21 protein-coding genes are annotated in these 25,103 nt (G+C 37.7%); 12 read left to right on the top strand and 9 right to left on the bottom strand.

Annotated elements, in window-relative coordinates; translation table 11 throughout:
• Nucleotides 1-67 precede the first annotated feature (67 nt).
• The 5 genes from AC1DDK_RS20970 (at nucleotide 68) to AC1DDK_RS20990 (ending at nucleotide 5,532) form a co-directional block, all read left to right on the top strand.
• Nucleotides 68-787: a pyridoxine 5'-phosphate synthase gene (locus AC1DDK_RS20970; protein WP_288882577.1), complete on the top strand. Its 720-nt coding sequence runs from the start codon at nucleotides 68-70 to the stop codon at nucleotides 785-787.
• 15 nt (nucleotides 788-802) lie between these two features.
• Nucleotides 803-1,372 (top strand): hypothetical protein, encoded by a 570-nt coding sequence (locus AC1DDK_RS20975; protein WP_172659343.1) that lies wholly within the window; start codon nucleotides 803-805, stop codon nucleotides 1,370-1,372.
• A 48-nt stretch (nucleotides 1,373-1,420) separates the two neighbouring features.
• A complete protein-coding gene (gene gcvP, locus AC1DDK_RS20980) occupies nucleotides 1,421-4,297 on the top strand; it encodes an aminomethyl-transferring glycine dehydrogenase (protein ID WP_172659342.1) in 2,877 nt (958 codons plus the stop codon).
• 111 nt (nucleotides 4,298-4,408) lie between these two features.
• On the top strand, nucleotides 4,409-5,002 hold the full coding sequence (locus tag AC1DDK_RS20985) for a YceI family protein (protein ID WP_172659341.1): 594 nt from the start codon (nucleotides 4,409-4,411) through the stop codon (nucleotides 5,000-5,002).
• 125 nt (nucleotides 5,003-5,127) lie between these two features.
• Nucleotides 5,128-5,532, top strand: coding sequence for a response regulator (locus AC1DDK_RS20990; protein WP_172659340.1), 405 nt, complete (start codon nucleotides 5,128-5,130; stop codon nucleotides 5,530-5,532).
• Here the strand turns inward: AC1DDK_RS20990 and AC1DDK_RS20995 are convergent.
• Nucleotides 5,529-6,296 carry an MBL fold metallo-hydrolase gene (locus AC1DDK_RS20995; RefSeq protein ID WP_477634030.1) on the bottom strand — a complete coding sequence of 256 codons (768 nt, stop codon included), beginning with the start codon at nucleotides 6,294-6,296 and terminating at the stop codon, nucleotides 5,529-5,531. The genes AC1DDK_RS20990 and AC1DDK_RS20995 overlap by 4 nt on opposite strands.
• 147 nt (nucleotides 6,297-6,443) lie before the next feature.
• Between AC1DDK_RS20995 and recJ the strand changes: the two genes are divergently transcribed.
• From recJ to AC1DDK_RS21015, 4 genes are all read left to right on the top strand, one after another.
• Nucleotides 6,444-8,147: a single-stranded-DNA-specific exonuclease RecJ gene (gene recJ, locus AC1DDK_RS21000; protein ID WP_337717918.1), complete on the top strand. Its 1,704-nt coding sequence runs from the start codon at nucleotides 6,444-6,446 to the stop codon at nucleotides 8,145-8,147.
• Nucleotides 8,148-8,156: 9 nt separating this feature from the next.
• Complete coding sequence (lptB, locus tag AC1DDK_RS21005) at nucleotides 8,157-8,891, top strand: LPS export ABC transporter ATP-binding protein (RefSeq protein ID WP_172659337.1); 735 nt, start codon at nucleotides 8,157-8,159, stop codon at nucleotides 8,889-8,891.
• Nucleotides 8,892-8,911: 20 nt separating this feature from the next.
• The gene (locus tag AC1DDK_RS21010; protein WP_288882581.1) at nucleotides 8,912-10,423 is read left to right on the top strand and encodes a GH3 auxin-responsive promoter family protein; all 1,512 of its coding nucleotides are present in this window, start codon (nucleotides 8,912-8,914) and stop codon (nucleotides 10,421-10,423) included.
• 72 nt (nucleotides 10,424-10,495) lie between these two features.
• A complete protein-coding gene (locus tag AC1DDK_RS21015) occupies nucleotides 10,496-10,924 on the top strand; it encodes a CBS domain-containing protein (RefSeq protein ID WP_172659335.1) in 429 nt (142 codons plus the stop codon).
• A 107-nt stretch (nucleotides 10,925-11,031) separates the two neighbouring features.
• Here the strand turns inward: AC1DDK_RS21015 and AC1DDK_RS21020 are convergent, their stop codons facing one another.
• Both AC1DDK_RS21020 and AC1DDK_RS21025 read right to left on the bottom strand, forming a co-directional pair.
• Nucleotides 11,032-13,071, bottom strand: coding sequence for a M13 family metallopeptidase (locus AC1DDK_RS21020; RefSeq protein WP_288882582.1), 2,040 nt, complete (start codon nucleotides 13,069-13,071; stop codon nucleotides 11,032-11,034).
• Between the two features lie 126 nt (nucleotides 13,072-13,197).
• Nucleotides 13,198-13,455 (bottom strand): hypothetical protein, encoded by a 258-nt coding sequence (locus AC1DDK_RS21025; protein ID WP_172659333.1) that lies wholly within the window; start codon nucleotides 13,453-13,455, stop codon nucleotides 13,198-13,200.
• Nucleotides 13,456-13,621: 166 nt separating this feature from the next.
• Between AC1DDK_RS21025 and AC1DDK_RS21030 the strand changes: the two genes are divergently transcribed.
• The 3 genes from AC1DDK_RS21030 (at nucleotide 13,622) to AC1DDK_RS21040 (ending at nucleotide 16,645) form a co-directional block, all read left to right on the top strand.
• Complete coding sequence (locus AC1DDK_RS21030; protein ID WP_172659332.1) at nucleotides 13,622-14,743, top strand: metallophosphoesterase family protein; 1,122 nt, start codon at nucleotides 13,622-13,624, stop codon at nucleotides 14,741-14,743.
• Nucleotides 14,744-14,907: 164 nt separating this feature from the next.
• Complete coding sequence (locus AC1DDK_RS21035) at nucleotides 14,908-15,786, top strand: sterol desaturase family protein (RefSeq protein WP_172659331.1); 879 nt, start codon at nucleotides 14,908-14,910, stop codon at nucleotides 15,784-15,786.
• Nucleotides 15,787-15,889: 103 nt separating this feature from the next.
• Entirely contained in the window at nucleotides 15,890-16,645 is a 756-nt protein-coding gene (locus AC1DDK_RS21040; RefSeq protein WP_246269383.1) for an alpha/beta fold hydrolase, read from the top strand.
• On the opposite strand, the gene AC1DDK_RS21045 is transcribed toward AC1DDK_RS21040, so the two are convergent.
• The 6 genes from AC1DDK_RS21045 to AC1DDK_RS21070 all read right to left on the bottom strand — a co-directional run bounded on the left by AC1DDK_RS21045 (nucleotide 16,629) and on the right by AC1DDK_RS21070 (nucleotide 25,064).
• Nucleotides 16,629-17,165: an NADPH-dependent FMN reductase gene (locus AC1DDK_RS21045; RefSeq protein WP_172659329.1), complete on the bottom strand. Its 537-nt coding sequence runs from the start codon at nucleotides 17,163-17,165 to the stop codon at nucleotides 16,629-16,631. The two genes, AC1DDK_RS21040 and AC1DDK_RS21045, sit on opposite strands and share 17 nt — an antisense overlap.
• 9 nt (nucleotides 17,166-17,174) lie before the next feature.
• Nucleotides 17,175-18,065, bottom strand: a complete 891-nt coding sequence (locus AC1DDK_RS21050; RefSeq protein WP_172659328.1) for a pirin family protein — start codon at nucleotides 18,063-18,065, stop codon at nucleotides 17,175-17,177.
• Nucleotides 18,066-18,230: 165 nt separating this feature from the next.
• Nucleotides 18,231-19,829: a SusD/RagB family nutrient-binding outer membrane lipoprotein gene (locus tag AC1DDK_RS21055; RefSeq protein WP_172659327.1), complete on the bottom strand. Its 1,599-nt coding sequence runs from the start codon at nucleotides 19,827-19,829 to the stop codon at nucleotides 18,231-18,233.
• Between the two features lie 20 nt (nucleotides 19,830-19,849).
• Nucleotides 19,850-23,017, bottom strand: coding sequence for a SusC/RagA family TonB-linked outer membrane protein (locus AC1DDK_RS21060; protein WP_288884264.1), 3,168 nt, complete (start codon nucleotides 23,015-23,017; stop codon nucleotides 19,850-19,852).
• A 292-nt stretch (nucleotides 23,018-23,309) separates the two neighbouring features.
• Nucleotides 23,310-24,380, bottom strand: a complete 1,071-nt coding sequence (locus AC1DDK_RS21065; protein ID WP_172659325.1) for a FecR family protein — start codon at nucleotides 24,378-24,380, stop codon at nucleotides 23,310-23,312.
• A 129-nt stretch (nucleotides 24,381-24,509) separates the two neighbouring features.
• Nucleotides 24,510-25,064: an RNA polymerase sigma factor gene (locus tag AC1DDK_RS21070; RefSeq protein ID WP_172659324.1), complete on the bottom strand. Its 555-nt coding sequence runs from the start codon at nucleotides 25,062-25,064 to the stop codon at nucleotides 24,510-24,512.
• Nucleotides 25,065-25,103: the final 39 nt, after the last annotated feature.

Here is a 25,103-nt window from a genome sequence, read left to right on the forward strand (position 1 = left end):
TGATTATAACTGATAGCAAAATACAGAAATTTTTTACCTTTACTTGCATATTTATATTTGGGATAACATGACGAAACTTTCAGTAAACATCAATAAAATAGCAACCCTTCGTAATAGTCGTGGAGGAAACAATCCGGATCTTGTTAAAGTAGCATTGGATTGTGAGCGCTTTGGATCGGAGGGGATAACTGTACACCCCAGACCTGATGAAAGACACATCAGATATCAGGATGTTTTTGATTTGAAAGCAACTATAGCTACAGAATTTAATATAGAGGGTAACTGCAGAGAGCAAAAATTTGTTGACCTGGTTTTAGCAAATAAACCTGCCCAGGTAACCCTTGTTCCGGATGCAGAAGGCCAAATTACCTCCAATCATGGATGGGACACTATAAAACATAAAGATTACCTGCAAGAGATGGTCTCTGTGTTTAAATCTGCCGGAATTCGTGTGTCCATCTTTGTAGATCCGGTAGTAGAAATGGTGGAGGCTGCGGCAGAAAGTGGAACCGACAGAATTGAACTTTACACCGAGGCTTATGCGCATAATTATTACGACAATAGGGAAAAAGCCATTTTACCTTACATCGCAGCTGCGCACAAGGCTAATGAAATAGGACTGGGCATTAATGCAGGCCACGATTTAGACTTACACAACCTAAAATATTTTGCTGAAAGCATTCCTGGGTTACTGGAGGTTAGTATTGGCCACGCATTAATCAGTGATGCCCTCTATTTAGGTTTGGAGAACACCATTCAATTATACCTAAAACAATTGAAACATTAATCTATAATGCTCACCATGAAAAACTTCACATTATTAACTATCGCAGCAACATTGATTTTCTTTATATCATCTTGTAAAAGCGGTGGTAATTTAGACGAGGGTACAGCTGAAGATGTAATATCAGCCCACCTTAAAGCAAATCCGGAATACGAGAGTACCAAAATAAATATTGGGGAAATTAAGTTCAGAAGCAAGAACGATCAGTTGGAGCTGCAAAAGTATAAAGCCCTGGAAGAAAAAGGACTTGTTGAAATGGTCCTTCAGAATCAAAAAAAGAAGTTCTTATCTAAAGACAGTGTGTACTTCTATTTGATTACGCTAACCGATAAATCAAAACCTTACATTATTAAACATGATGCACATAATGCTACCGTAAGAGCCGTTAATTATGTTCTTGATGAAGAGAAGCCAATTACACTTATAAAAGGAGACTCAAAAATAGCTCGCGTTACTGTTTCACTCAAAAAAGAAATGACAGATTTCTCGATATTCTTTAAAGATAAAAACATCGGCAGCAACTTCATTACCAAAACTTATAAGTTGAAGCTGAAGAAAGAAGTTGGCTGGATATTAGTTGGTGGTTAAAAGGCTATTTTTTTATTACCTTTGCGCAACTTTTTATTCAAAGAATACATGAGCTTAAACATTCATTACCAAGAAGACTTTAAAGACCGCCACATTGCGCCTAATACTGATGACACAAACGCAATGCTAACCACGCTTGGCGTTGGTTCTGTTGACGAATTAATAGAACAAACTGTTCCACAAAAGATCAGGTTGAAACAACCGTTAAATTTGCCAAAAGCAAAATCTGAAACAGATTACCTGAGCAGCTTAAGACAAACTGCTTCTTTAAACAAAGTTTTCAAATCATATATCGGTCAGGGATATTATGATACTTTAACTCCCGGTGTAATTTTACGTAATGTAATGGAAAACCCGGGATGGTATACTCAATATACTCCTTACCAGGCTGAAATTGCTCAGGGTCGTTTACAGGCTTTGTTGAATTTCCAGACTATGGTTATTGATCTTACCGGTATGGAAATAGCAAATGCATCACTTCTTGATGAAGGTACTGCTGCTGCTGAGGCCATGTTTATGCAATATAGCCTGCGCAAAAATCAACAGGCAACTAAATTCTTTGTTTCTGAATTGTTATTTCCTCAAACAATCGACATCTTAAAAACCCGTGCAAATCCTTTTGGAATTGAATTGGTAATTGGTGCGCATGACTCGTTTGAGCTAAATGAAGAATTCTTCGGAGCAATTATTCAATATCCTGCCGGAAACGGTGAAGTATTTGATTATACTGCTTTTGCTCAAAAAGCACATGAAAAAAATGTTAAAGTTACAGTTGTTGCCGACTTACTTAGCTTAACCTTATTAACTCCTCCGGGAGAGTGGGGCGCAGATGTTGTAGTTGGAACAACACAACGTTTTGGTGTACCAATGGGATTTGGTGGGCCTCATGCTGCGTTTTTTGCGACTAAAGATGAATACAAACGCTCAATCCCAGGACGTATCATTGGTGTAACCATCGATAGTAATAACAACTATGCCTTACGCATGGCTTTGCAAACAAGAGAGCAACATATCCGTAGAGATAAAGCTACTTCTAACATTTGTACAGCACAGGCACTATTGGCTATTATGGCTGGTTTCTACGCTGTTTATCATGGCCCTAAAGGATTAAAGCTTATTGCAGAGCGTACACACGGCCTGGCAATTACATTAGCTAAATCATTAGAGAAAATAGGCTACAAACAGTTAAACAAAGCATATTTCGACACCATTCAGTTAGACCTTGGCGATTTAGTTGATTCTATTCACAGAGAATGCATCGACAATGAAATCAACCTTAACTATAAAGGAAGTGTAGTTACCATCGCTCTTGATGAAACTACTTCAGTTGAAGATATAAAGCTATTAACTAAAATATTCTCAAAAGTAAAAGCAATTGCTGCTGATGCTGTTGAGCTGGCTGATGAAAACGTTGAAACTGTAATTCCTGCAAATTTACAACGTAAATCTGCCTATTTAACACATCCGGTATTTAACGCGCACCATTCTGAACATGAAATGTTGCGTTATATAAAATCATTAGAGACTAAAGATCTTTCTCTTTGTCATTCGATGATTGCTTTGGGTTCATGTACAATGAAGCTAAATGCAACAACTGAAATGATTCCGGTTACATGGCCTGAATTTGGCAAAGTGCATCCTTTTGCTCCTGCTGATCAGGTAGCTGGATACTATACGGTATTTAATGAGCTTGACAGATGGTTAAGTGAAATTACCGGTTTTGCTGCTATGAGTTTACAGCCAAACGCCGGTGCTCAAGGCGAGTATGCAGGTTTAATGGTAATCAGAGCTTACCATCAGGATCGTGGCGATGCTCATCGTAACATCGCGTTAATCCCTTCGTCTGCTCATGGAACTAACCCGGCTTCTGCGGCAATGGCAGGTATGAAGATTGTGGTTGTAAAATCATTAGAAAACGGAAATATTGATGTTGAGGATTTAAAAGCTAAAGCAATTGAACATGCAGCCAATCTTTCTTGTTTAATGGTAACCTACCCTTCTACACACGGTGTATTTGAAGAAAGCATAGTAGACATTTGTAACATCATTCACGAAAATGGTGGCCAGGTTTACATGGATGGAGCCAACATGAATGCTCAGGTTGGTTTAACCAGCCCTGCAAATATCGGTGCCGATGTTTGTCACCTTAACTTACATAAAACATTCTGTATTCCTCACGGTGGTGGTGGCCCTGGCATGGGTCCGATTGGCGTTGCAAAACACCTTGTCCCTTATTTACCAGGACATGCCGTGGTAGACATCAATAATGATAAATCCATTCATGCAGTTTCTTCGGCACCATGGGGTTCAGCTTCAATTCTGATCATATCTCATGCTTATATAGCAATGATGGGTAGCGAAGGATTAACCAACGCTACAAAGTATGCGATATTGAATGCCAACTATATGAAGGCTCGTTTAGAAAAACATTATCCTGTACTTTATTCAGGCGCTAATGGCCGTTGTGCACACGAAATGATCTTAGATTGCCGAGGATTTAAAAACTTCGGTATTGAGGTTGTTGATATTGCAAAACGCTTGATGGATTACGGATTCCATGCGCCTACTGTTTCTTTCCCGGTTGCCGGAACATTAATGGTTGAGCCAACAGAAAGTGAGCCTAAACATGAGTTAGATCGTTTCTGTGATGCTTTAATTGCCATTAGAAATGAAATAACTGCCGTTGAAACTGGCGAGCTTGACAAAACTGATAACCCACTAAAAAATGCTCCGCACACTGCAGCTGTAGTAACCGGTAATGAATGGAATCATGGCTACAGCAGACAAACTGCAGCCTTCCCACTACCTTATGTAGCTGCTTACAAATTCTGGCCATCGGTTGGAAGAGTAAATGATTCATTTGGCGACAGATCATTGGTTTGTGCTTGCCCGCCGATTGAAAGCTATGCAGAAGATCTAGCTTAAAAACTTATCATAGGTCAACTTTGGCCGTTAAACCTTTTGATACATTTGTTCTATTAAATGTATCAAAAGGCTAAAACAGACCTTAGTATTAAAAAATTAAATTAGAATACAATGAAATTAAAAATCACTTCGCTGGCATTACTTTTAATAGTATTTGTCTCTTCGGCATTTATTGCTCCTGTGTTTAAGGCAACTACTTATAAAGTGGATGTTGAGAAATCATCATTAACATGGGTTGGCAAAAAACTTACAGGCAGTCACAATGGAACTATCGATCTTCAGTCAGGAAGTTTGATTTTCAATGATAAAAAACTGGCAGGTGGCAATTTCACTATAAATATGGCAACGATTAAAGATGCCGACAAAAGTGAAAAGTTAGAAGGCCATTTAAAAGCGGATGACTTTTTTGGAGTTGATAAATTTGCAACCTCTGCTTTTGTAATTAAAAAGATTACAAATACAGGAGCCAATACGGCAAATGTAACAGGTAATCTTACCATTAAAGGCATTACAAATTCTATCACTTTCCCTGCAACTATTGCCTGGAATGCAGATGGATCAGTAACTGCTACCGCTGAAAAAGTTACTGTGGACAGGACTAAATTTGGTATTAAATTTAGATCAAAAGGAATGTTCCCTGATGTTGGCGATAAAATGATCTATGATGATTTTGAACTGACTATCAAGCTTGTGGCAAAAAAATAAAAAAATAGAAACTAGAAGCCATTATTCATTTAATGGCTTTTTTTTTGCTCTTATAAATATACTTGTTAAAACATTCAAATATGTTTTAATTTTGGACTTTACATTTTCCGCTCTCTACGAAATTTATGGGAAACTCTAGAATCAATATGCTTGTAATTGATGATGATGACATCAATATATTTATCATAAAAAAAGTGATAGAAAAGACAGGCTATGAGGTAGACATGATTTCGAAAAGTAATGGCCAATTAGCTGTAGATTATTTAACCAGCATCGCTAATAATGTAGAAATTTTTCCACACATCATCTTGGTTGACATCAACATGCCTGTTCTTAATGGCTGGGAATTTCTGGAAGTTTATGAAAAACTTAACATCCAGCGCCAAAAGGTTTTCTTGTATATGCTCTCTTCATCTGTTTATGAGTATGATATTGAGAAAGCTAAAGGCTTCAAATCGGTTGATGGATTTATTTCTAAACCTTTAACCATAGAAAGGCTTAAAGAGCTTTTACAGTTGGTTGTTCCTTAAATTATTTTAAACTGCCCATCGGTATAGGTTATATAACCGGTAGCCTTACTTTTTGCATGATAAAAAAGGCAATTCCAATTCTCTTCTGCTGCTTTTTTGCCAAACTCTTCTCGTAGTTCCATTGCCTTTCGACCATCGAAATCATATTTGGCAATAAATCTCCTTAACAGCTCTTCAGGTTCGGGTAAAACATCACCTCCAAAAAACACTTTATCTACCCCATCGTCCAATAAAAACACCTGATGAAACGGACAGTGTGCCCCCGTTAGTTCATAACTAATCTCATCAGTAAKCTGACCAGAGTTTTCAACAAATTTCAGTTGTGCATTGCGCTGTAAAAAATCAAATATTTCAGTTTTATAAGATGAAGAGGTGTTTGTAAACGCATTCTCCCACTCTCCATGTTGAATAACATAAGTTGCATGCGGAAAGCTTAATTCCACACTACCATCTAGCTTGTTATGAACCATACCTCCAGAATGATCAAAATGCAGGTGAGACATTAAAACCATGTCTACATCCTCAGGATCAAAACCAGCTTTCCTGATATTTTTATGTAAAATCAGCTGCCCATCCTCATCACTATACCCTAAGCCTGTATCGAACAAAACAAGACTATTTTTTAGCTTAACTAAAAAGGGTTGTACGTGTATAAAAAGGGAGGCAGGGCGATCTTTAGGATTATCTTTTTCGGCATTAAAAGGTATAAATTTTTTAGTAGCGTCTACAGAATAAGATCCTTCGTATAAAGTGAAAACTTGCAATGGCGTAGTTATTAGTAAGAAAATTAAATGATATATTTACAACAATATCATTGCAAAGATAGGGAACCTCCATGAAGTTAACACGCTGGCAATAAAATAAACAGAAGTTTATGCAAGCTTCGCAGAGAAAAAGAAGACAGGTATTAGATGAAAAAAAGATGGGTGCAGGCCGCAAAGGGCAATACAGAAACAACAGATTTGCTTGCACAACAATTAAACATAGACAATAGCTTAGCACAAATATTAGTTCAAAGGGGTATTTCTTCCTTTGATATTGCACGTGACTATTTTAGGCCTCAGATGTCTCATTTACATGATCCTTTTTTGATGAAGGATATGGATAAAGCCATCGATCGAATTGACGTAGCCCTAGCCAAAAAAGAAAAAATATTAATATATGGAGACTATGATGTTGATGGCACAACATCAGTTGCGCTTGCATTCAGTTTCTTTAGTCAATTTACATCAGACATTGAATATTATATTCCCGATAGGCATAAAGAAGGCTATGGCATTTCAACAGCTGGAATTGATTATGCTGCAAAAAATGGCTTTACTTTAATCATTGCTCTTGATTGCGGAATAAAATCTAATGACAAAATTGCTTACGCTAATACCTTAAATATAGATTTTATTATTTGCGATCACCATTTACCCAGCGATGAACTTCCCGCAGCAATCGCAATACTTGATCCCAAACGTAATGACTGCGCCTACCCTTTTAAAGAACTTGCAGGCTGCGGTATTGGGTTTAAACTTGCCCAGGCTTATTGTGACACACATCAGCTACCTGCCGAAAATTATGAGCAGTATATAGACTTAGTAATGGTAAGTATTGCTGCGGATATTGTACCAGTAATTGATGAGAACAGAATCCTAGCGTATCATGGCTTAATTAAGTTAAATGCTAAGCCTTGTGTTGGATTAAAGGCGTTAATGGAAATTTCCGGAAAGAGCAAGGATTACACACTTACAGACGTAGTGTTTACATTGGCGCCCCGAATAAATGCGGCAGGAAGAATGGATCATGCATCGGAAGCTGTTAAAATGTTACTTTGTACTGAAAGTTCTCTGGCTCAGGAACAGAGTTTATTTATCAACATACAGAACACTGATCGTAAAACATCCGATCAAAACATGACTGCCGAAGCACTTGCTTTGATTGAAGAATGCGATATCCTTGTAAATAAAAAAACTACAGTGGTGTATCATGAAAGCTGGAATAAAGGCGTAATTGGGATTGTTGCTTCGAGGTTGATTGAAAAATACTATCGACCAACTGTTGTGCTTACAGCTTCAAATGGATTACTTACGGGTTCAGCCAGGTCTGTTGCTGGGTTCGACCTATATGAAGCATTACTTGGTTGTCAGGACCTTTTGGTTCAGTTTGGTGGACATAAATTTGCTGCCGGGCTAACTATAAAACCTGAAAATATTCAATTATTTTCTGATCGTTTTGAAAATATCGTTGCTTCAACCATAACGGATGACTTACTAAGCCCTGAAATAAATATCGATACAGAAATTGAGTTTGGCCAGATAGATGGTAAATTTCAACGTATTGTAGCACAAATGGCCCCATTTGGCCCACTAAATACAGCACCCGTTTTTGTTTCACATAATGTATTTATTACAGGAAAACCTTATGTTGTAGGTATAAAACATTTAAAATTAAATTTAAAACAACAAAATTCCACTATTTTTGAAGGCATTGGATTTGGCTTGGCAGAATATGAATCGCTTTTGCAACCAAACCAGCCCTTCTCTGTTTGTTATACAGTGGAAGAAAATATATGGAAAGATCAACGGCGCTTGCAACTAAACATTAAAGCGATAGAAATTGATAACTAATATAATTAGATGATATTAAGAGCTGAAAATCTGATAAAAAAATATAAACAACGTACTGTTGTTAACGACGTTTCGTTTAGTGTTAGTCAGGGTGAAATTGTTGGTTTATTAGGCCCAAATGGTGCTGGAAAAACCACCTCTTTTTATATGATTGTGGGTCTGATTAAACCAAATGAGGGTACAATATATTTAGATGAGGAGGATATTACTACCGACCCAATGTACCGAAGGGCACAAAAAGGTATTGGATACTTAGCTCAGGAAGCTTCAGTTTTCAGAAAACTTTCAGTGGAAGATAATATCATGGCCATTTTAGAAATGACTAAAATGAGCAAAGAAGAACGCCATGAGCAACTGGAAGAACTCATTACTGAATTTAGCTTACACAAGGTACGTAAGAACCGAGGCGACCTGCTTTCAGGAGGAGAACGCAGAAGAACTGAAATTGCCAGGGCACTTGCAGCCAGTCCAAACTTCATTTTATTGGATGAACCATTTGCAGGAGTAGACCCTATTGCTGTTGAGGAAATTCAGACCATCGTAGCCAAACTAAAACAAAAAAACATAGGTATTCTGATTACCGACCACAACGTACAGGAAACTCTATCAATCACCGACAGAGCTTATTTACTATTTGAGGGTAAAATCCTCGAATCCGGCACTCCGGAAGTACTTGCTGCCAACGAAATGGTAAGACGGGTTTACTTAGGCTCTAATTTCGTATTACGAAGTAAAAACTTATAATTCACTACTTAAACAAAAGCATGGCAATTGTAAATTCAATTTTTACCTGGTATATGAAAAAGCGCGTTCACCAGATTGAGCTTTTTATGAAGTACCCACATGATGTACAGGAAGAATGGTTTCAAAAACTAATTTCCAGTGCTGAGGATACTGAATGGGGGGAAAAATATGATTACCGTACTATTGAGACCCCTAAACAATTTAAAGAACGTGTTCCCCTACAGAATTACGATACGCTAAAGCCATATATAGAAAGGATGCTTAAAGGAGAACAAAACATCCTCTGGCCAACTGAAATTAAATGGTTTGCCAAATCATCTGGCACCACCAGCGACAGAAGTAAGTTTATTCCCGTATCAGAGGAATCTTTGCAGGAATGTCATTTTAAAGGAGGGAAAGACATGTTGTCGATTTTCTGCAACAACAGACCTGACAATGAGATTTTTACCGGGAAAGGGCTGGTTCTTGGCGGCAGCCATCAAATTAACCAGCTCAATGAAGACTCCTTTTATGGTGACCTTTCGGCCGTGCTGATCAAAAATCTGCCTATGTGGGCCGAATATTACCGCACACCAAATATCTCCATTGCACTAATGGAGAACTATGAGGAAAAGATGGAAAAAATGGCTGAGGCTACCATCAAAGAGAACGTAACCAATATTGCCGGGGTACCCACCTGGACAATAGTATTGGCTAAAAAAGTATTGGAAATTACCGGCAAAGCCAACTTGCTTGAGGTATGGCCAAATCTTGAGCTTTATATTCATGGTGCAGTAAATTTTAAACCTTACAGAGAGCAGTTCAAAGAACTAATCCCTTGTAATCACATGTATTACCTGGAAACCTATAATGCTTCTGAAGGCTTTTTTGGCATTCAGGATGAAGTAGATTCTGATGAACTTCTGCTGATGCTTGACTACGGCATTTACTACGAATTTTTACCGTTTGAAAAACTTGATGATGAAAATCCTGATACCTTAACTCTTGAACAGGTAGAACTAAATAAAAACTACGCCATCATAATTTCCACAAATGGTGGTCTTTGGCGGTACATGATTGGAGATACCGTTCAGTTCACAAGTCTGTCTCCATACCGAATAAGGATAACAGGCAGAACAAAGCACTTCATAAATGCTTTTGGAGAAGAAGTTATTATAGACAACGCCGAACAAGCGATCTGCAAAGCCTGTGATGCAACAGGAGCAGTTTTTAAAGATTATACTGCTTGCCCAATTTACTTTAAAGGTGAAGAGGTTGGAGGTCATGAATGGATCATCGAATTTGATCATCAGCCAAATGATTTTGAACTCTTTATAGACGTTCTGGACCAGACTTTAAGAGAAGTGAATTCTGATTATGATGCCAAAAGATTTAAAGATATGGCACTACGTCGTCCTAAAGTACATAATGCCCCTAACAATACTTTTTATAACTGGCTAAAATCGAAAGGTAAACTTGGAGGACAACATAAGGTTCCCAGACTGGCAAATGACAGGAAATATGTAGAGGAAATATTGCCCCTGATGAAATAATATTTTTTTGTACAAGATAATGGTGATTTAATTTTTTTTAGTTAAATTTAAATAGCTAATTCTTAATCGCTTATGAAAACAGTACAACAAATACTTAATGCTAAACCTGTACAGATTTTCTCAGTTACAGAAAATTCATCTGTTTTAGAGGCGCTTCAGTTGATGATGGAAAAGAATGTAAGTGCGTTGCTTATTCTTGAAGATCATAAGCTACAGGGTATATTTACAGAAAGAGATTATGCCCGGAAGATCATACTGTATGGGAAATCATCGGCTGGCACTCCGATAAAAGAGGTAATGACACCCGATCCAATCACCATCGTGCCGACAGACAGCATAGACCTGTGCATGCAAATCATGACTGACAAACATATCAGACATTTACCGGTAATGCAGGACAATCAATTACTTGGAATGGTTTCCATAGGTGATGTGGTTAAATTCATCATTGCAGATCAGAAACAAACCATATCTCAGCTAGAAAGCTATATCAGTAGTTAAAGAACTTTATCAATCTAATATTAACCGTAATCTCAATTAAATTGAAAAGCTCGTATCATGATTAATGATACGAGCTTTTCTTTTATGCCGGCTCTCTGATAAATACGCTACCAGATTTTAACTCTTTTCTCTGGTGCCAGGTATAAAGAATCTGTTGGTTTTACATTAAATGCAGTATAAAACTCTGGTATATTTCTAACTACACCATTAACCCTAAACTTAGCCGGGGAATGGGGATCTGTTCCAACCTGATTTCTTAATGCCTCATCTGTTGATTTATTTAACCATACCTGAGCCCATCCAAGGAATACTCTTTGCTCGCCAGTAAATCCATCCATAACTGGTGCTGGTTTACCATTTAAGCTTGCATTATAGGCCTTCAGTGCAATACTTAATCCGCCAAGGTCACCTATATTTTCTCCAAGTGTAAAATCTCCATTTACATTCAGATCAGGAAAAACTTTAAACCCGCTGTATTGCGCTTTTAGAGCGCTTGTTCTCTTTTTAAACTCACTTTGATCCTTCGTCGTCCACCAGTTACGCATTGCACCTGTGCCGTCAAATGTACTTCCCTGATCGTCGAAACCATGACCTATTTCATGACCAATCACCGCACCGATACCTCCATAATTTACCGCATCATCTGCAGTCATATCAAAAAATGGCGGCTGAAGAATTGCAGCCGGAAAAACAATCTCATTCATACTAGGATTATAGTATGCGTTAACAGTTTGTGGTGTCATCCCCCATTCTGTACGGTCAACAGGCTTACCCAGCTTGTTAAAAGTGCGGTTGTATTCGAACTCTGCAGACCGTTTTTCATTACCAAACAAATCGTTCTTTGCAATTTTAAGTTTACCATAATCTCTCCATTTATCCGGATATCCAATTTTTGGAGTGAACTTGCTTATTTTTTCAAGTGCTTGTTTTTTAGTTTCTGCACCCATCCAGTCGAGCTCTTTAATACTCGTCTCGTAAGCTTTCAATAGATTGCCAACAAGTTTAAGCATGCGTTCCTTAGCTGCAGGCGGGAAATGCTTTTCAACATATAGTTTACCAACTACCTCACCAAGGTTCCCGTTAACTACATCAACGGCCCTGCGCCATTGAGGTTTCTGCTCTTTAACGCCATATAATGTTTTAGCATAGAAATTGAAATTCTCCTGATCAAGCGCAGTGTTCAAAGCAGTTGCAGCGCTTGTAACAGCACTCCATTTTAAATAATTTTTCCAGGTATCAAGTGGTGTATTTTTCAAAATGGCATTTAGATCCTTTGTATATGCTACCTGGCTAATAATTAAGGTATCATGATTCTTTACTCCTGCCTCTGTTAGTAGGGTGTTCCAATCAAAATCTGGAGTTAACGTACTCAGATTCTTAATTGGAAAACTATTATAAAGACCAGCCATATTTCTGGTTTCTTCCTTCTTCATTTGTTTTGAGGCAATCAAGGTCTCGAGTGCCATTATCTGAACAGACTTAGCTTTTGCATCAGGAATTCCGGCAAGAGTTAACATCTTTTCAATATGGGCTACATATTTAGTACGGATGTCTGCAGATTTTGCATCCTTTAATAGATAGTACTCACGATCTGGTAAACCCAGGCCACCTTGCCAGGTATAAAGCATGTACTTTCTTGGATCTTTCAGATCCTCAGCAACACTTAAATTGAAAGGAATCATATTGCCTATCTTATTGGCATAAGCAAAATAGGAAGCCAAATCTTTCCCGGAGGCGATAGCATCAATTTTTTTAAACTCAACATTTAAAGGTGCCAGCCCTATAGAATCACGAACCTTCATATTTATATAAGATTCATAAAAGTCGCCTATTTTCTGCTCATCAGAACCCTCAGCAGGATTTCCCTTGGCAGCATTCTCAATTATTGCTTTAACATCTTCCTGTGCCTTATCATTCACCATTGCCCCTATACCATATGAAGCCTTATCAGAAGGGATTTTTGTGTTTTTCATCCAGGTGCCATTCACATAGGCCGTAAAATTATTCCCCGGCGCCACTGTAGTATCCATATTTTTAAGGATAATACCTGAATGCAGTTCTTGCTTCGGTTCCGAATTATTGCAGGATGCCATAAGCAGCAAAGAACAAGCCGTAAGCGGGATGCTAAAAGATTTTTTAATTTTCATTTATATAAGAATTTATGAATAAGAAATAAGTGTTAAACCAAATTTAACAAAAGATTATCACCTAACTTCTAAAGAGTTCATAATATCTTAGTTACTTTATCCCAACATAAATTTGATGGTCTTAAATTAAGTACTCCATTTAAATTCATTTACTAACTGCTTTAAATCTGCATCCGTTATTTGGGACGGATTTGAGAATTGTTTTTCAAGTATATGTTGAGGAACGATCAATGATCCATTGTTTGTCCTGATAATTGCACCGGCATCTGTGTATTTATGAGCGTAGAAATCGCCAATCGTTGGATCTAACTCTGTGAGTCTGATCAGTAATTCGTAAAGTACGTATAGAGGTGTTGTCACTCCGCAAATATAAATTAACTGCATTTTAATATTCAATTATCATTATGTTAACACAACCCAAACCCTTAACAATAGATTTATCACAATTACTCCTGATAAGGCAATATTACCATTTTTGATAATAATCAATTTTTAATGCTGACTTAATATTAGCGTACTAATTTTATGATAGTCACCAAACGTTAAGATTATGATCAGCACAAAGATTCTGTATAACGCTGTTTTTAAAACAGATCAGGTAGATGACCTTGATAAATTTCAACCTTTGCCTGAACCTACCGGTAGTTACCCGTACCGATTAAATCTTGGAAATCGCTTAAATGAAACAGTACCTGGGAAAATGGTTTTTCATATGGTTGGTGATACCGGCGGACTGAAATCTGCTGATGCTCAAAAACAGGTGGCAGGGAAAATGGCCGAACAATACTTGTGCGCAACGAGCGAACACGACAGGCCTGCATTCTTATACCACCTTGGAGATATTGTATATCATTATGGCGAGGCAGAGCAATATAACGAACAGTTTTTAAAACCATTTGAGACCTACCCTGGCCCTATTTATGCCATTGCTGGGAATCATGACACAGATATAAATCCAGACTGCGATTTACATTACGAAAGTCTTGATGCATTTTATGCTGCATTTTGCAATACTTGCCCTAAAACAATTCATTTTGGGACCGAAAGCAGTAGAAAAAGTCAGATTCAGCCTCACGTATTTTGGACAATGGAATCGCCATTGGCGACAATAATTGGCCTTCATACCAATGTTCCAAAATATGGTCACATTACCAAGGAACAAAAAAACTGGTTTGTTAAAGAGCTGCAAAATGCCGCTACACTTCGCTCTGATAAGGCTATAATTGTTTGTATGCACCATGCCCCTTATTCTGCAGATACAAATCATGGATCGAGCAAACCAATGATAGAATTTCTGGAAACTGCCTTTAAAGAAGCTGGGGTAAAACCAGACATTATTTTTAGCGGACACGTACATAATTACCAACGCTTTAGTAAACAATATGAAGATGGGAAAACACTGCCATTTATTGTTGCAGGAGCCGGAGGTTTTGACGAATTACACCAACTTGCAGATCCTTACGATAACAATTACATCGCTAAAAGTGACTTATTTAATAAGGTCCAGCTTGATAGCTACTGCGACAACAGACACGGCTTTTTAAAAGTCAGCATCGAGAAAACACCTTTTAACTTTACTATCCAAGGTGAATACTATACCGTTCCGAATTTAGATACTGATGAGGAAGCCACTTTATTTGATGAATTTTCAATCGATTTGACCGGAAGGTAATAAAAGTCAGACTTTTAGGGTAAAAGTATTGATTATGACACTCTAAGGACAGCTATTTCTATAAAAATCAGGAATTTTGATTTGTTTAAATCAATACTGTTTAAACTTGCAGTATCGAGTTTTTAAGCAATAGTAATTCCGTAAATTTATAGAAAGCCCTCAAAATGACAGATTTGGATAAAAGTATAACGGTTGGAACACTATTTGGTTTCGTTATATTACTTACCTTGTTTGAAATGTACTTTAGTTACGTCCATGATAAAAAACATTATCAGAAACGTGATACACTTACCAATATCTACCTGATGGCCAGCGCCTTTGTGATCAATATCCTTACAAAAGCCGGAACCTTCATGTTACTTCAGTATTTCTATGTTCATTATCGCCTATTCCAAATTTCAAATACATTAGTTTATTGGATCGTACTCATCCTGGCTCAAGACTTTTTATACTGGTTATTACATTACACTGGTCATTATGTACGTTTCTTTTGGGCAATGCATGTTACCCACCATTCTTCCGAACATTTTAACCTTACCACAGGCTTCAGGTCTACAGTATTTGAACCACTATACAGGGTATTCTTCTATTTGCCTTTGGCGATGATGGGGTTCAACGCAGTTGATATCCTTTTTGCCTACCTGGTTACTCAAATCTATGGCAATATTGTACATACTAAATCGGTTGGAAAACTACATCCAATAATTGAATATCTTTTTGTCACTCCTTCACATCATCGTGTTCATCATGCAAGTAATGTACGTTATCTTGACAAGAATATGGGTATGGTATTAATTCTATGGGATCGTATATTCGGAACATTCCAGGCAGAGGTACCGGAGGAAGAAATAAAGTATGGATTAACAAAGCAGCCAGAAGACTCTGGACCGGTAAATATCATTTTCCATGAATTTATTGCGCTATATGCCGATGTTAAAAAAGCGCCTACCTTTAAAGATAAATTAAAGTATATTTTTTACCCTCCGGGATGGAGCCACGATGGCAGTACACAAACGGCAAGGGTAATGCAACGGGAATTATAAAGTGAAAAATCTAAAACAAATAATCGAAGATATAAAAGTTCAGGGCCACAACCCTGAACTTTTACAGGCAACGCTCTGGAAGTTTATTTGTTACTCCCCAAAAATGCCAAGTCGTTTACATCAGCAAAATCTTTTAAATGCTGCTAAAACCTCTACTTTAAAAGTGTATGATCAATATTTCAGCAAATCAGATCTGAATTTTAATTGTTTTAGATGGGGCAATGGATCAATTAAGGTTTTGCTTACACACGGATGGGGCTCTAAAGCCATAGATTTTAGCGAATTGATTGATGTGTTATTACTTAACAAAGATCTCGAGATATGGGCCTTTGACGCACCAGGGAATGGAAGTTCAGAAGGCGAACTCAGCAACCTGATCCTTTTTGCAGAGGCGATTAAAGAATTCCAAAAAAATTATGGAGCTCCCGATGCAATGATCGGTCACTCACTAGGTGGCATGGCAAATACATTGGTGATACAGGAAACACTGCAATTCCCTAAACTTCTTATCAGCATTGCTCCTCTCGTTAATTTAACAGAGAACTTCAAATCGTCTATGACAGCTGTAAGCATCCCTGAAAATATACAGCAACGTTTTTTTAATGAATTCGAAGAGCTTTACCAAATGAGTACCAATCGCTTTTTATTAAATGATATGTACACTTTTTCTGAGGAGTTAAAGCATCTGCTCATCTATGAAGTTAATGACAATATATCTCCTGCAGGTTTTATTGAAACATTTCTAGAGCAGTACCCAACAATAAATGCTTCCAGATATGATGATACCACTCATGCCAAAATAATTATTGACCCAAGGGTAATCAAAGAAATAGACGCCATAATTAAAGAGACATTCTAGCTTTTACCTCATTAATCTTGGAAAGATGTGTTTCAAGAAGTTCTTGGTTTGAGATGCCTGTTTCCTGGTCAAAATTTTGATGAAAAGAAGGAAGCGAAAAGGTTGTCAATACTTCTGCACCTAATTTTGGGAGTCTGATTATCGCCGCATTCATTACATTCCCGCCTCCAAATCCACCAGGCGAAGTACTCATTAGCAACATTGGCTTGTTCTGGAAAAACTTACTGTTTGTACGGGAACACCAATCCATCACATTCTTAAAAGCAGCACTGTAACTTCCATTGTGTTCGGCCAGGGAAAGAATAATAAGATCCGTTTCTGATATATGATCTATTAGCTTATAAGCCTTTTCCGGGTATCCGTCACTGGCCTCTCTGTCTACAGAGAATAATGGCATCTCGAAATCATTTAAATCTAACAGCTTAACATCATGCTCTTTAAAGAAAGAAATGGTGTGGATAACCAATTTCCGATTAATTGATTGGCGACTACTGCTTCCGGCGAACGCTAAAATCTTCATTTGATATAATTAGTTTTTAATATTTCTACTTTGCTCTGGCAACGGAACAAAATCAGTTTCGCCTGGAACTGGAATAAAAGATTGTGAAAGCCACTTTTCCTTTGCTTCCTCGATTCTTTCGCGGGTAGACGCTACAAAATTCCAGTAAATAAAACGTTCCTCAGAAAAAGGCTCTCCGCCAAATATATATATTGTTGAATTTTCCTGCATTACAAATTCGCACAGCTTACTGTCTTTAGCCACCAGGAGTTGTTTAGGCCCAAAGATATGTCCTTCACTTTCAATGCCACCCTCAAGAATATATAAGGCACTTTCACCGAATAGATCTTTACCTATTTTAACAGGTTGACTTTTGGCGCTTTTTAACTCCAGAAAATAAAGCGGGCTGTACACCGGTACTGGTGAGAAGTGTCCAAATACATCACCGGCAATCAGTTTAAAATCAATTCCATTTTCTGTCCAGTGCGGAATCTCATCTTCATTAAAATGAAAAAACTCTGGTTCCATTTCCTCCAGGGCTTTTGGTAAAGCAACCCATATTTGAAGCCCGTGGAGCATTTTATTGGAAGTTCTTAAATAGACTGGTGTTCTTTCTGAATGAACAATTCCGCTTCCTGCAGTCATCCAGTTTACCTGCCCAGGTTGAATTTCAGTTTCATTACCCAAACTATCTTTATGCATTATGGCTCCTTCAAAAAGATAGGTTAAAGTAGAAAGCCCAATATGCGGATGTGGGGGAACATCAAAATTCTCGTGGTCACTTAAACTTGTGGGGCCCATGTGATCTACAAAGGCAAATGGCCCAACCATTCTTTTTTCACGAAAKGGCAAAAGTCTGCCAACCATAAAATTACCAATGTTACTTGGTCTTTCTTCGATAATCAAGTTAATATTTGACATGCTATTTTAATGATTTTAACTGTTCAGATTAAACAGATAGATTTGACATAAGGCAATGTGAATTTACATGAATTAGCTTAGTATTACAAGATTTTTCAATAAAATCAGAAGGCCCAGCAGTATAACTGAAGGGCCTTCTGATCATTAATAATAGTTTTTGATGGACTATTGTTTATCCCACCATACTCTACCAGATAATTTATCTCCACCCGGCACTGCGGCAGATGCTTCTTTGTAATTAGCACCATTTTTCGCACCTTCTTCTACAGGATAAGGGAAACGACGAGGAATAGTACCATTAGTTGCGTTTCCAGGGTATACAACTGGTGTTAATGCAGGAAACCCACTTCTACGCCAATTAGACCAGGTTTCATAAAAATCGAGCATGGTATTGGTATGAGCCCAGTATTGGTTGTTAATCATTTCTAAACCATTTGCGGAATTGTAAGGATGTGCATTCGCGTAACTTACAGCAACACCTTCTGATATTGCCAGCGATGCATCATATTGCCCAAGAAAAGTAATTGCAGCTGCAACCCCATTCTTATAATGATCAGCCGCGACACCTCCTATCCCCCATCTTTGTGCGGCCTCTGCAAGCAATAATTCACTCTCGGCATAGGTAAGAATAAATGTTACCCCATTTTGTTTTATCATTGCCGGATTTGGAGATGAATAATCAGAGAAACTTGTAAATGAGGGGTCTTGCCTAACGTCTCTACCAGCTAGTCCACTTAAATCCTTACCATTTGGCATTCCTTTTTGAGCCGCAGCAGCTGTAACATAAAGTGGATTTTGTGCTTTACCACTCTCTGTTAAATACAACTGTGTTACAGCAACTTTCTCCAGACGAGGGTCATTATTATTTTTCAAAAAGTCGATAAATGTTTTCGACCATTTAACATAGTAGTTCTCCTGTCCGCCATCACCAAGTAGCACCTGACTGTTTCTGTTTTGTGTTACCCTTGATCCAGCAGCATCATGGGCCAAAAATGCGTTATCCTTATTATCATTCATTGTTTTACCAACAACTTTTTGAACATATGTTTTTGCCGTGGCTTCATCAATCTTAGTTAACCTCATTGCTAACCGAAGCATTAAAGTGTTGGCAAACCGTTTCCATTGTGCAATGTTTCCTTTGTAAATAACATCCCCTGTTACTGCATCGCCAGTCTCATTCAAAGCAGTCGAAGCTTCCTCTACCTCTTTCAGCAAATCCATATAAATAGCTTGTTGCTTATCATATTTAGGTGTAAAATTACCGGTATACACTCCCAATCCGGCTTCTGAATAAGGAACGTCTCCGTACAAATCAGTTAGTCGCTCAAAAATCAGCGCTTTCCAGATGCGGGCTACCTGATACACATTGTTTAACTTTGGTTTGCCTTTGGCGTACTCAACAACATCAACAATTGGTCGTACTTGCTCTATATACGCACCTACACTACCATTTCCCCAATACGCAGCTGTGTAGCCTTCATTCAAAAGATACTTGTCGCCTGCCCAATAGCTAATCACTGTAGAAAAACCCTGCATCATTGTGGCAGAGTAAATCAAATTTCCACGCCAGGTATCGTATGCAAAATCTATACTCCCTGTATAAGTAAGCTGTGCTGATGTTAATGTGTAATTTGGATCAAAACTACTCGGCCCATAGGCAACTGGATTGGTATTGATGTCCTTAAAATCTTTTGTACAACTTGTACCTACTAGAACAGTAACAAGTAATACCAGGCTATATTTGTTTAATATATTCGTTTTCATTTCTCTTTATCTTTAAATAATTAAAACTTAACACTTAGGTTTACGCCGAAAGTTCTTACTGGCGGCACCCCTCCTAACTCCATTCCTGGAAATGTAGCATTGTAGCTCGATTCTGGATCGATGTTGTCTGTTTTCTTCATCAGAATAAATAAATTTCTGCCAACCAGACTTACATTTAAGCTTTTTACTTTATTATTAAACATTTTTGCCGGGAAATTATAGCCCAACGTTAACTGTCTGAATTTGATGAAACTCGCATCCTGTACAAATTTATTAGATACATTATTGGCGGTATTTTCATAGAATTTTGCCGCATTATTCCCAAGAGTTTCACGATCTACAAGGGTATTTTTATGTAATCCGAAAATATATCCGTAGTAATCAGTTGCCGAGAATACCTTGCCTCCCCATTTTCCATCAATAAGGAAAGAAAGACTTACCCCTTTATAGTTAAACTCATTATTCCAGCCTGCAAACCATTTATTATATGCCGATCCGTATGCTTTTAAATCTCCTCTTGACGGTTCTCCAAGTGCATCTTTTAAAATTGCGCCGTTAGCATCATACTTATAATCATATGCCATTACCTGAGCCGCAGCTAACCCCGGTATATTCTGTAAAAACCCAACCCCCGATCTGGAAGTTGCCAATAGTTGCGAAGGCAATCCTTCTGCTAAAGAAAGCACCGTATTATCATTATACGTTCCATTCACTGATGAAGTCCAGGTAAAATCTTCATTTTTAAGAATAACCCCAGAGATTAGTGCCTCTACCCCTTTGTTTTCAATTTCTCCAGAATTTAAAACTGCTCCGGAATAACCAGTTGTACTTGATGTGGTAACTACAGATATCTCATCTTTTGAACGTTTTTTGTACCAGGTCATATCCAGGTTTAAACGATCGCCAAAGAATCTTAACTCAGTACCAATTTCCAGCTCAGTTGCTTTAGAAGCTTTTAATCCCGGATTAGGAATACTTAAGTTATTTATGATACCTAATGGATTTCCATTCAAGGTTTCACTTCTAAAACCATAGGTAAGTAAGGTTTGATAAGGATCGGTTGCTTGTCCAACAATGGCATAGCCTGCCCTTAACTTACCGAAATTAAGGAATGAGGGTTTCCAAAGTTCTGAGAACACAAATGAACCACTTACAGAAGGATAAAAAACACTGAGTTTATTGTCTTTTCCAGGAGTAGCAAGTGTAGAAAACCAGTCTGATCTTCCGCTACCGGTTAAATAAAGTATATCTCTATAAGAAAGTTCTAAAGTGCCATATACCGAGTGAGTTTCTGACTCGGTCTCTATATGTCCAACTGATTTGTTTTTAGCATTTAAGATGTTATAAACTCCAAACACTGCGAAATTAGTCCCATTATTTGTTGTTTGATTAATTCTGGTATTTCTGAAACTTGCCCCAACATTTGGAGTAACAGTAAATTCATCACCTACAGCAAATGATTTCCCCAATAATACATCGGTGTTAACATCTGCAAACTTGGTTTGCTGTTCTGCAATTTTGCCGGGTTCATAATACGCAGTTCCTGATGGCACCACATTCTTATAAGTATCAGAGTAAGCATCGCGACCTGCACGACCTTGAATAAACAGACCGTTATCAAAAGTATAGCGTGCATTGAAAGAGCTAATTAATCTCTCGCGTTTAGTGTCATTAACAAATTCGTTTGCAGCAAACCATGGATTGGTAGCAAATGCATTTCCGGTATTGTACTTTAATTCATTCCCATCTGCATCTTTCCCTGGCTTTAGATCATTTACGCTAACGCTGGTGGGTAAAAACACCACATTATAGTTAGCATTACCGGCACCGTCTGACACCATTGGTCTATTTTTAGCCTGCTCCAAAATATAATTAGAGCGGGCATCAATGTTTAAGCGTTTAACTGGCTCAAATGTACCTACCAAATTAAATGATTGTCTATTCAGTCCTGAATTTGGAACTACAGAATTGTTATTTACATCATTGGCAGAAAAGCGGATTGCGCCTCCTTCAAATGTTTTGTTTAAGGCAAGTGTATTAGACCATGTACCGCCATTACCATAAAAGTTCTTTATATTATTACGCTGTGCTGAATACGGTCTTGAAACACCATCAAACTGAACCACGCTGGTCCCGTCTAATTTTGCACCCCAGCTAGATCCACCAACTTGTGCGGCCGCAGCCTTGTCTAATGGTTTTGTGCCGTTGGCCCCCTGCCCATATACATACTGCCAGTCGGTTCTGTCCATGATTTGCTCTACCACGTAATTACTATTAAAGTCAACGCTATTTCCTTTACCACTTTTAGTTGTAATAAGAATAACACCTGCTTTAGCTCTTGAACCATAAAGTGCTGATGCGGCTGCACCTTTCAATACAGAGATACTTTCAATATCATCAGGATTTAAGTTACCCACTGCATCTCCAAGATCCGGGGCGTTGTCCCACTGACTACCTGAGTTCCCATTTGGATTGATATTGTTTAAACCTGTAGGCTTATTTTCCATTGGCACACCATTAATTACATATAGTGGCTGATTACTTTGGCTAAGGCTGGAAACACCACGAATGGTAACACTTGTAGCTGCACCTGCACCACCTGAAGTTGAGCTGATGTCCAGACCTGCAACTTTACCGACTAAAGCGTTAGCTACATTGTTTTCTCTGGCTTGCGTTAAAGATTCGCCCTGAACCTGAGAAACAGAATATCCCAGTGCTCTACGTTCCTTTTTAATACCCAAAGCTGTTACCACTACCTCGTTTAACAATTTGGTGTCTTCTGTTAATACAACCTGTAAGTCTGTTTTACCATCAACGGCTATTTCTTTTGTCTGAAAACCAGCATATGAAACTACTAGAATTGCATTTGGGAGTGCCGATATTGAGAATTTACCATTTATATCGGTTGATGTTCCTGCACCACTTCCTTTAATTCGAACCGTTGCCCCCGGTAAAGGTCCGCCATTAGCGTCCTTGACGGTGCCGCTGACTTTAATATCTTTTTTCCGGCTAATTACAATCAGCCCTGCACCAGAAACAGAATAATTTAAGTTAGTGTTGTTAAATATTACAGCTAAAACATCTGTAACTAAAGTATTTTTTACCGACAATGTGATGTCCTTGTTTATAGGAACATTTGACGAACTGTACACAAAATGATAATCACTTTGCTCTTCAATAATCTTCAAAACTTTGCCCAGCTTTGTTTTCGTAACATCTAGTGATATCTTTTGCTGAGAAAAGACAGATGCCGAAACATTGAGACATGTAATAAAAATTATAATACAGGTTAATTTCATTAAAATAATGAATTTTAAGAACGTCCTGACATCGGGACGCACTTGCAGTAAGTAATAATTAATCATATTTTTGTTTTTTTGGTTGCTTTAGTATTTGGCAGCAATCTGTTTGCGCATAAAACTGCCAGTGCTTATATCAAAAAAATTATTGGGGCGGTGCGTCAACACCGTCCCTTTCTAATTATTTAGATATGGTAATTTGATTCCCTTTTATTTCATATTTAAAATGTTCTGCGTCTTGAAATGCCTTTAATGCCTGCTCTATATTTTCATGTCTAAATGTTGCTGTAAAACGATATTTTTCTACTTCACGATCATTAAAAATAATCTCTACGTTGTACCATCTTTCCAAGTCCCCTTTAACTTCAGCAAAAGTTTGATCTAAAATCTCCAGCCTGTTTTGCGTCCAGGCCATTTCTACAATTGTGCTGTCGTTAACTTTGGTATATTGATTAATAGCTATTTGCGGATGTACAACTGAAGGTTTTTGTGGTTTGATGTTACTAGGAAGTTCGTCAACTTTTTTATAAAAAGTAACCTTCTGACTTGGCCTTAAAGTTATAGAGCTCCCCTTGGTTCCTTTTCCCTCCATCACAATCAGGCCCTTAATCAGCACTGTTTCAGATGTTGCTTCTCCCGGATATATTTTAACATTAAAAGAGGTACCAAGCACATTGATATCAAAATCTTCGGTATGTACCTTAAAGGGCTTACTCTTATTGTGGGTAACATCAAAAAAGGCCTCTCCAACTAAATTAACCTCCCTGTTTTTTTCATTAAAATTCTTATCGAGCGTTAATGTACTTTTGGCATTAAGCAAAACCACAGAACCATCCGATAGCGTGATTTTTTTCTTTTCGCCACCTTTTGTACTAAAATTGGTAACCAAACTAACCTTTGGGGTATTTTCTTTAGGGTTATTTTTAAAGATAACCGCAACGCCTACCATTAGCAGAACCGCCGCTGCAATTTTCAGCCACATATAATTTTTATGGATAGGGATAATATCAGCCTCATTTTGAGGTTCAATATTATTTTTCAAGAGGTCTACCTGTTTATTTAATGGTTTCTTGTTCCCACTTAATATCACATACAAGCGTTTTGCTTCGGCAATAACAGTCTCTTGCTCAGGATGTGCTTTAATATAATTTTCCCAGTAGCTAATACAAAGTTTATCTGTTCCGGCACAATATAGCTGGAAGGTATTATCTACTAAAAAGTCTTCAACATTGAAAAGACTACGATCTATCATAACATTTGGCTTTTATAATACCAGTGCCAAAAATGTTATGTTTTTCCTAAGAAAATTTTACTTTTTTTTACTTTACACGAATAACATTGCTTAATAGCACACTTTTACCATCCCGCCATTCTGAATTTATTAGTCTTTCAACTCTTTACGCAATATCTTAAGCGCATCATAAACCGTATTATAAGCAGTTTTAATGGTTTGTTGAGTTTGATCAGCTATTTGTTCATAGCTCAATCCATCAAAGAATTTTAGATGAATCAATTGTTTTTGTCTGAAGGTCAATTTCTCCAGCGCATTTTTAAGTTTATATCGTACCAGTTCATCGGTCTGAACTTTTACTATAAACTCTTCGTACGACATCTCCATCCACTCGCCCTCCGCACCTGCATTTTGCAGCGCATCATTAATTTTGCGCTTACGCTCTAACAGTCGTAAAATCTTACGTTTTAAAAATGTACGCAAGTAAGCAGGCACATTATCAACCCTGTTTAGCTGCTCGTGTTTTTCCCAGATGGTAATAAATACCTGATCGGTTGCCTCCCCTGATGTTTCAGCATCTCCGCATACACGAATACCAAAATTAACCAGGTCATAATAAAGCGCTTTGTAGAGATCAAAAAATGCACCATTATCACCTCCCCTGATACGTTCCCATAATAAATGATGCAAGAGCTTATTCTCCATTTGGTTAATTTAGATTAAGACAATGTTAAGAAAATCTAA

The organism is Pedobacter sp. 05T44, from assembly GCF_056395985.1.

Bases quoted from the DNA above. Each gene is read 5' to 3' on its own strand.
- AC1DDK_RS21045 (WP_172659329.1), bottom strand. From the start codon at position 17,165: ATGAAGATTTTAGCGTTCGCCGGAAGCAGTAGTCGCCAATCAATTAAT.
- lptB (WP_172659337.1), top strand. From the start codon at position 8,157: ATGATATTAAGAGCTGAAAATCTGATAAAAAAATATAAACAACGTACT.
- AC1DDK_RS21055 (WP_172659327.1), bottom strand. From the start codon at position 19,829: ATGAAAACGAATATATTAAACAAATATAGCCTGGTATTACTTGTTACT.
- AC1DDK_RS20975 (WP_172659343.1), top strand. From the start codon at position 803: ATGAAAAACTTCACATTATTAACTATCGCAGCAACATTGATTTTCTTT.
- AC1DDK_RS20970 (WP_288882577.1), top strand. From the start codon at position 68: ATGACGAAACTTTCAGTAAACATCAATAAAATAGCAACCCTTCGTAAT.
- AC1DDK_RS21030 (WP_172659332.1), top strand. From the start codon at position 13,622: ATGATCAGCACAAAGATTCTGTATAACGCTGTTTTTAAAACAGATCAG.
- AC1DDK_RS21040 (WP_246269383.1), top strand. From the start codon at position 15,890: ATGCCAAGTCGTTTACATCAGCAAAATCTTTTAAATGCTGCTAAAACC.
- AC1DDK_RS21020 (WP_288882582.1), bottom strand. From the start codon at position 13,071: ATGAAAATTAAAAAATCTTTTAGCATCCCGCTTACGGCTTGTTCTTTG.
- AC1DDK_RS20990 (WP_172659340.1), top strand. From the start codon at position 5,128: ATGGGAAACTCTAGAATCAATATGCTTGTAATTGATGATGATGACATC.
- AC1DDK_RS21025 (WP_172659333.1), bottom strand. From the start codon at position 13,455: ATGCAGTTAATTTATATTTGCGGAGTGACAACACCTCTATACGTACTT.
- AC1DDK_RS21035 (WP_172659331.1), top strand. From the start codon at position 14,908: ATGACAGATTTGGATAAAAGTATAACGGTTGGAACACTATTTGGTTTC.
- AC1DDK_RS21015 (WP_172659335.1), top strand. From the start codon at position 10,496: ATGAAAACAGTACAACAAATACTTAATGCTAAACCTGTACAGATTTTC.
- AC1DDK_RS21010 (WP_288882581.1), top strand. From the start codon at position 8,912: ATGGCAATTGTAAATTCAATTTTTACCTGGTATATGAAAAAGCGCGTT.
- recJ (WP_337717918.1), top strand. From the start codon at position 6,444: ATGAAAAAAAGATGGGTGCAGGCCGCAAAGGGCAATACAGAAACAACA.
- gcvP (WP_172659342.1), top strand. From the start codon at position 1,421: ATGAGCTTAAACATTCATTACCAAGAAGACTTTAAAGACCGCCACATT.
- AC1DDK_RS20985 (WP_172659341.1), top strand. From the start codon at position 4,409: ATGAAATTAAAAATCACTTCGCTGGCATTACTTTTAATAGTATTTGTC.
- AC1DDK_RS21065 (WP_172659325.1), bottom strand. From the start codon at position 24,380: ATGATAGATCGTAGTCTTTTCAATGTTGAAGACTTTTTAGTAGATAAT.
- AC1DDK_RS21070 (WP_172659324.1), bottom strand. From the start codon at position 25,064: ATGGAGAATAAGCTCTTGCATCATTTATTATGGGAACGTATCAGGGGA.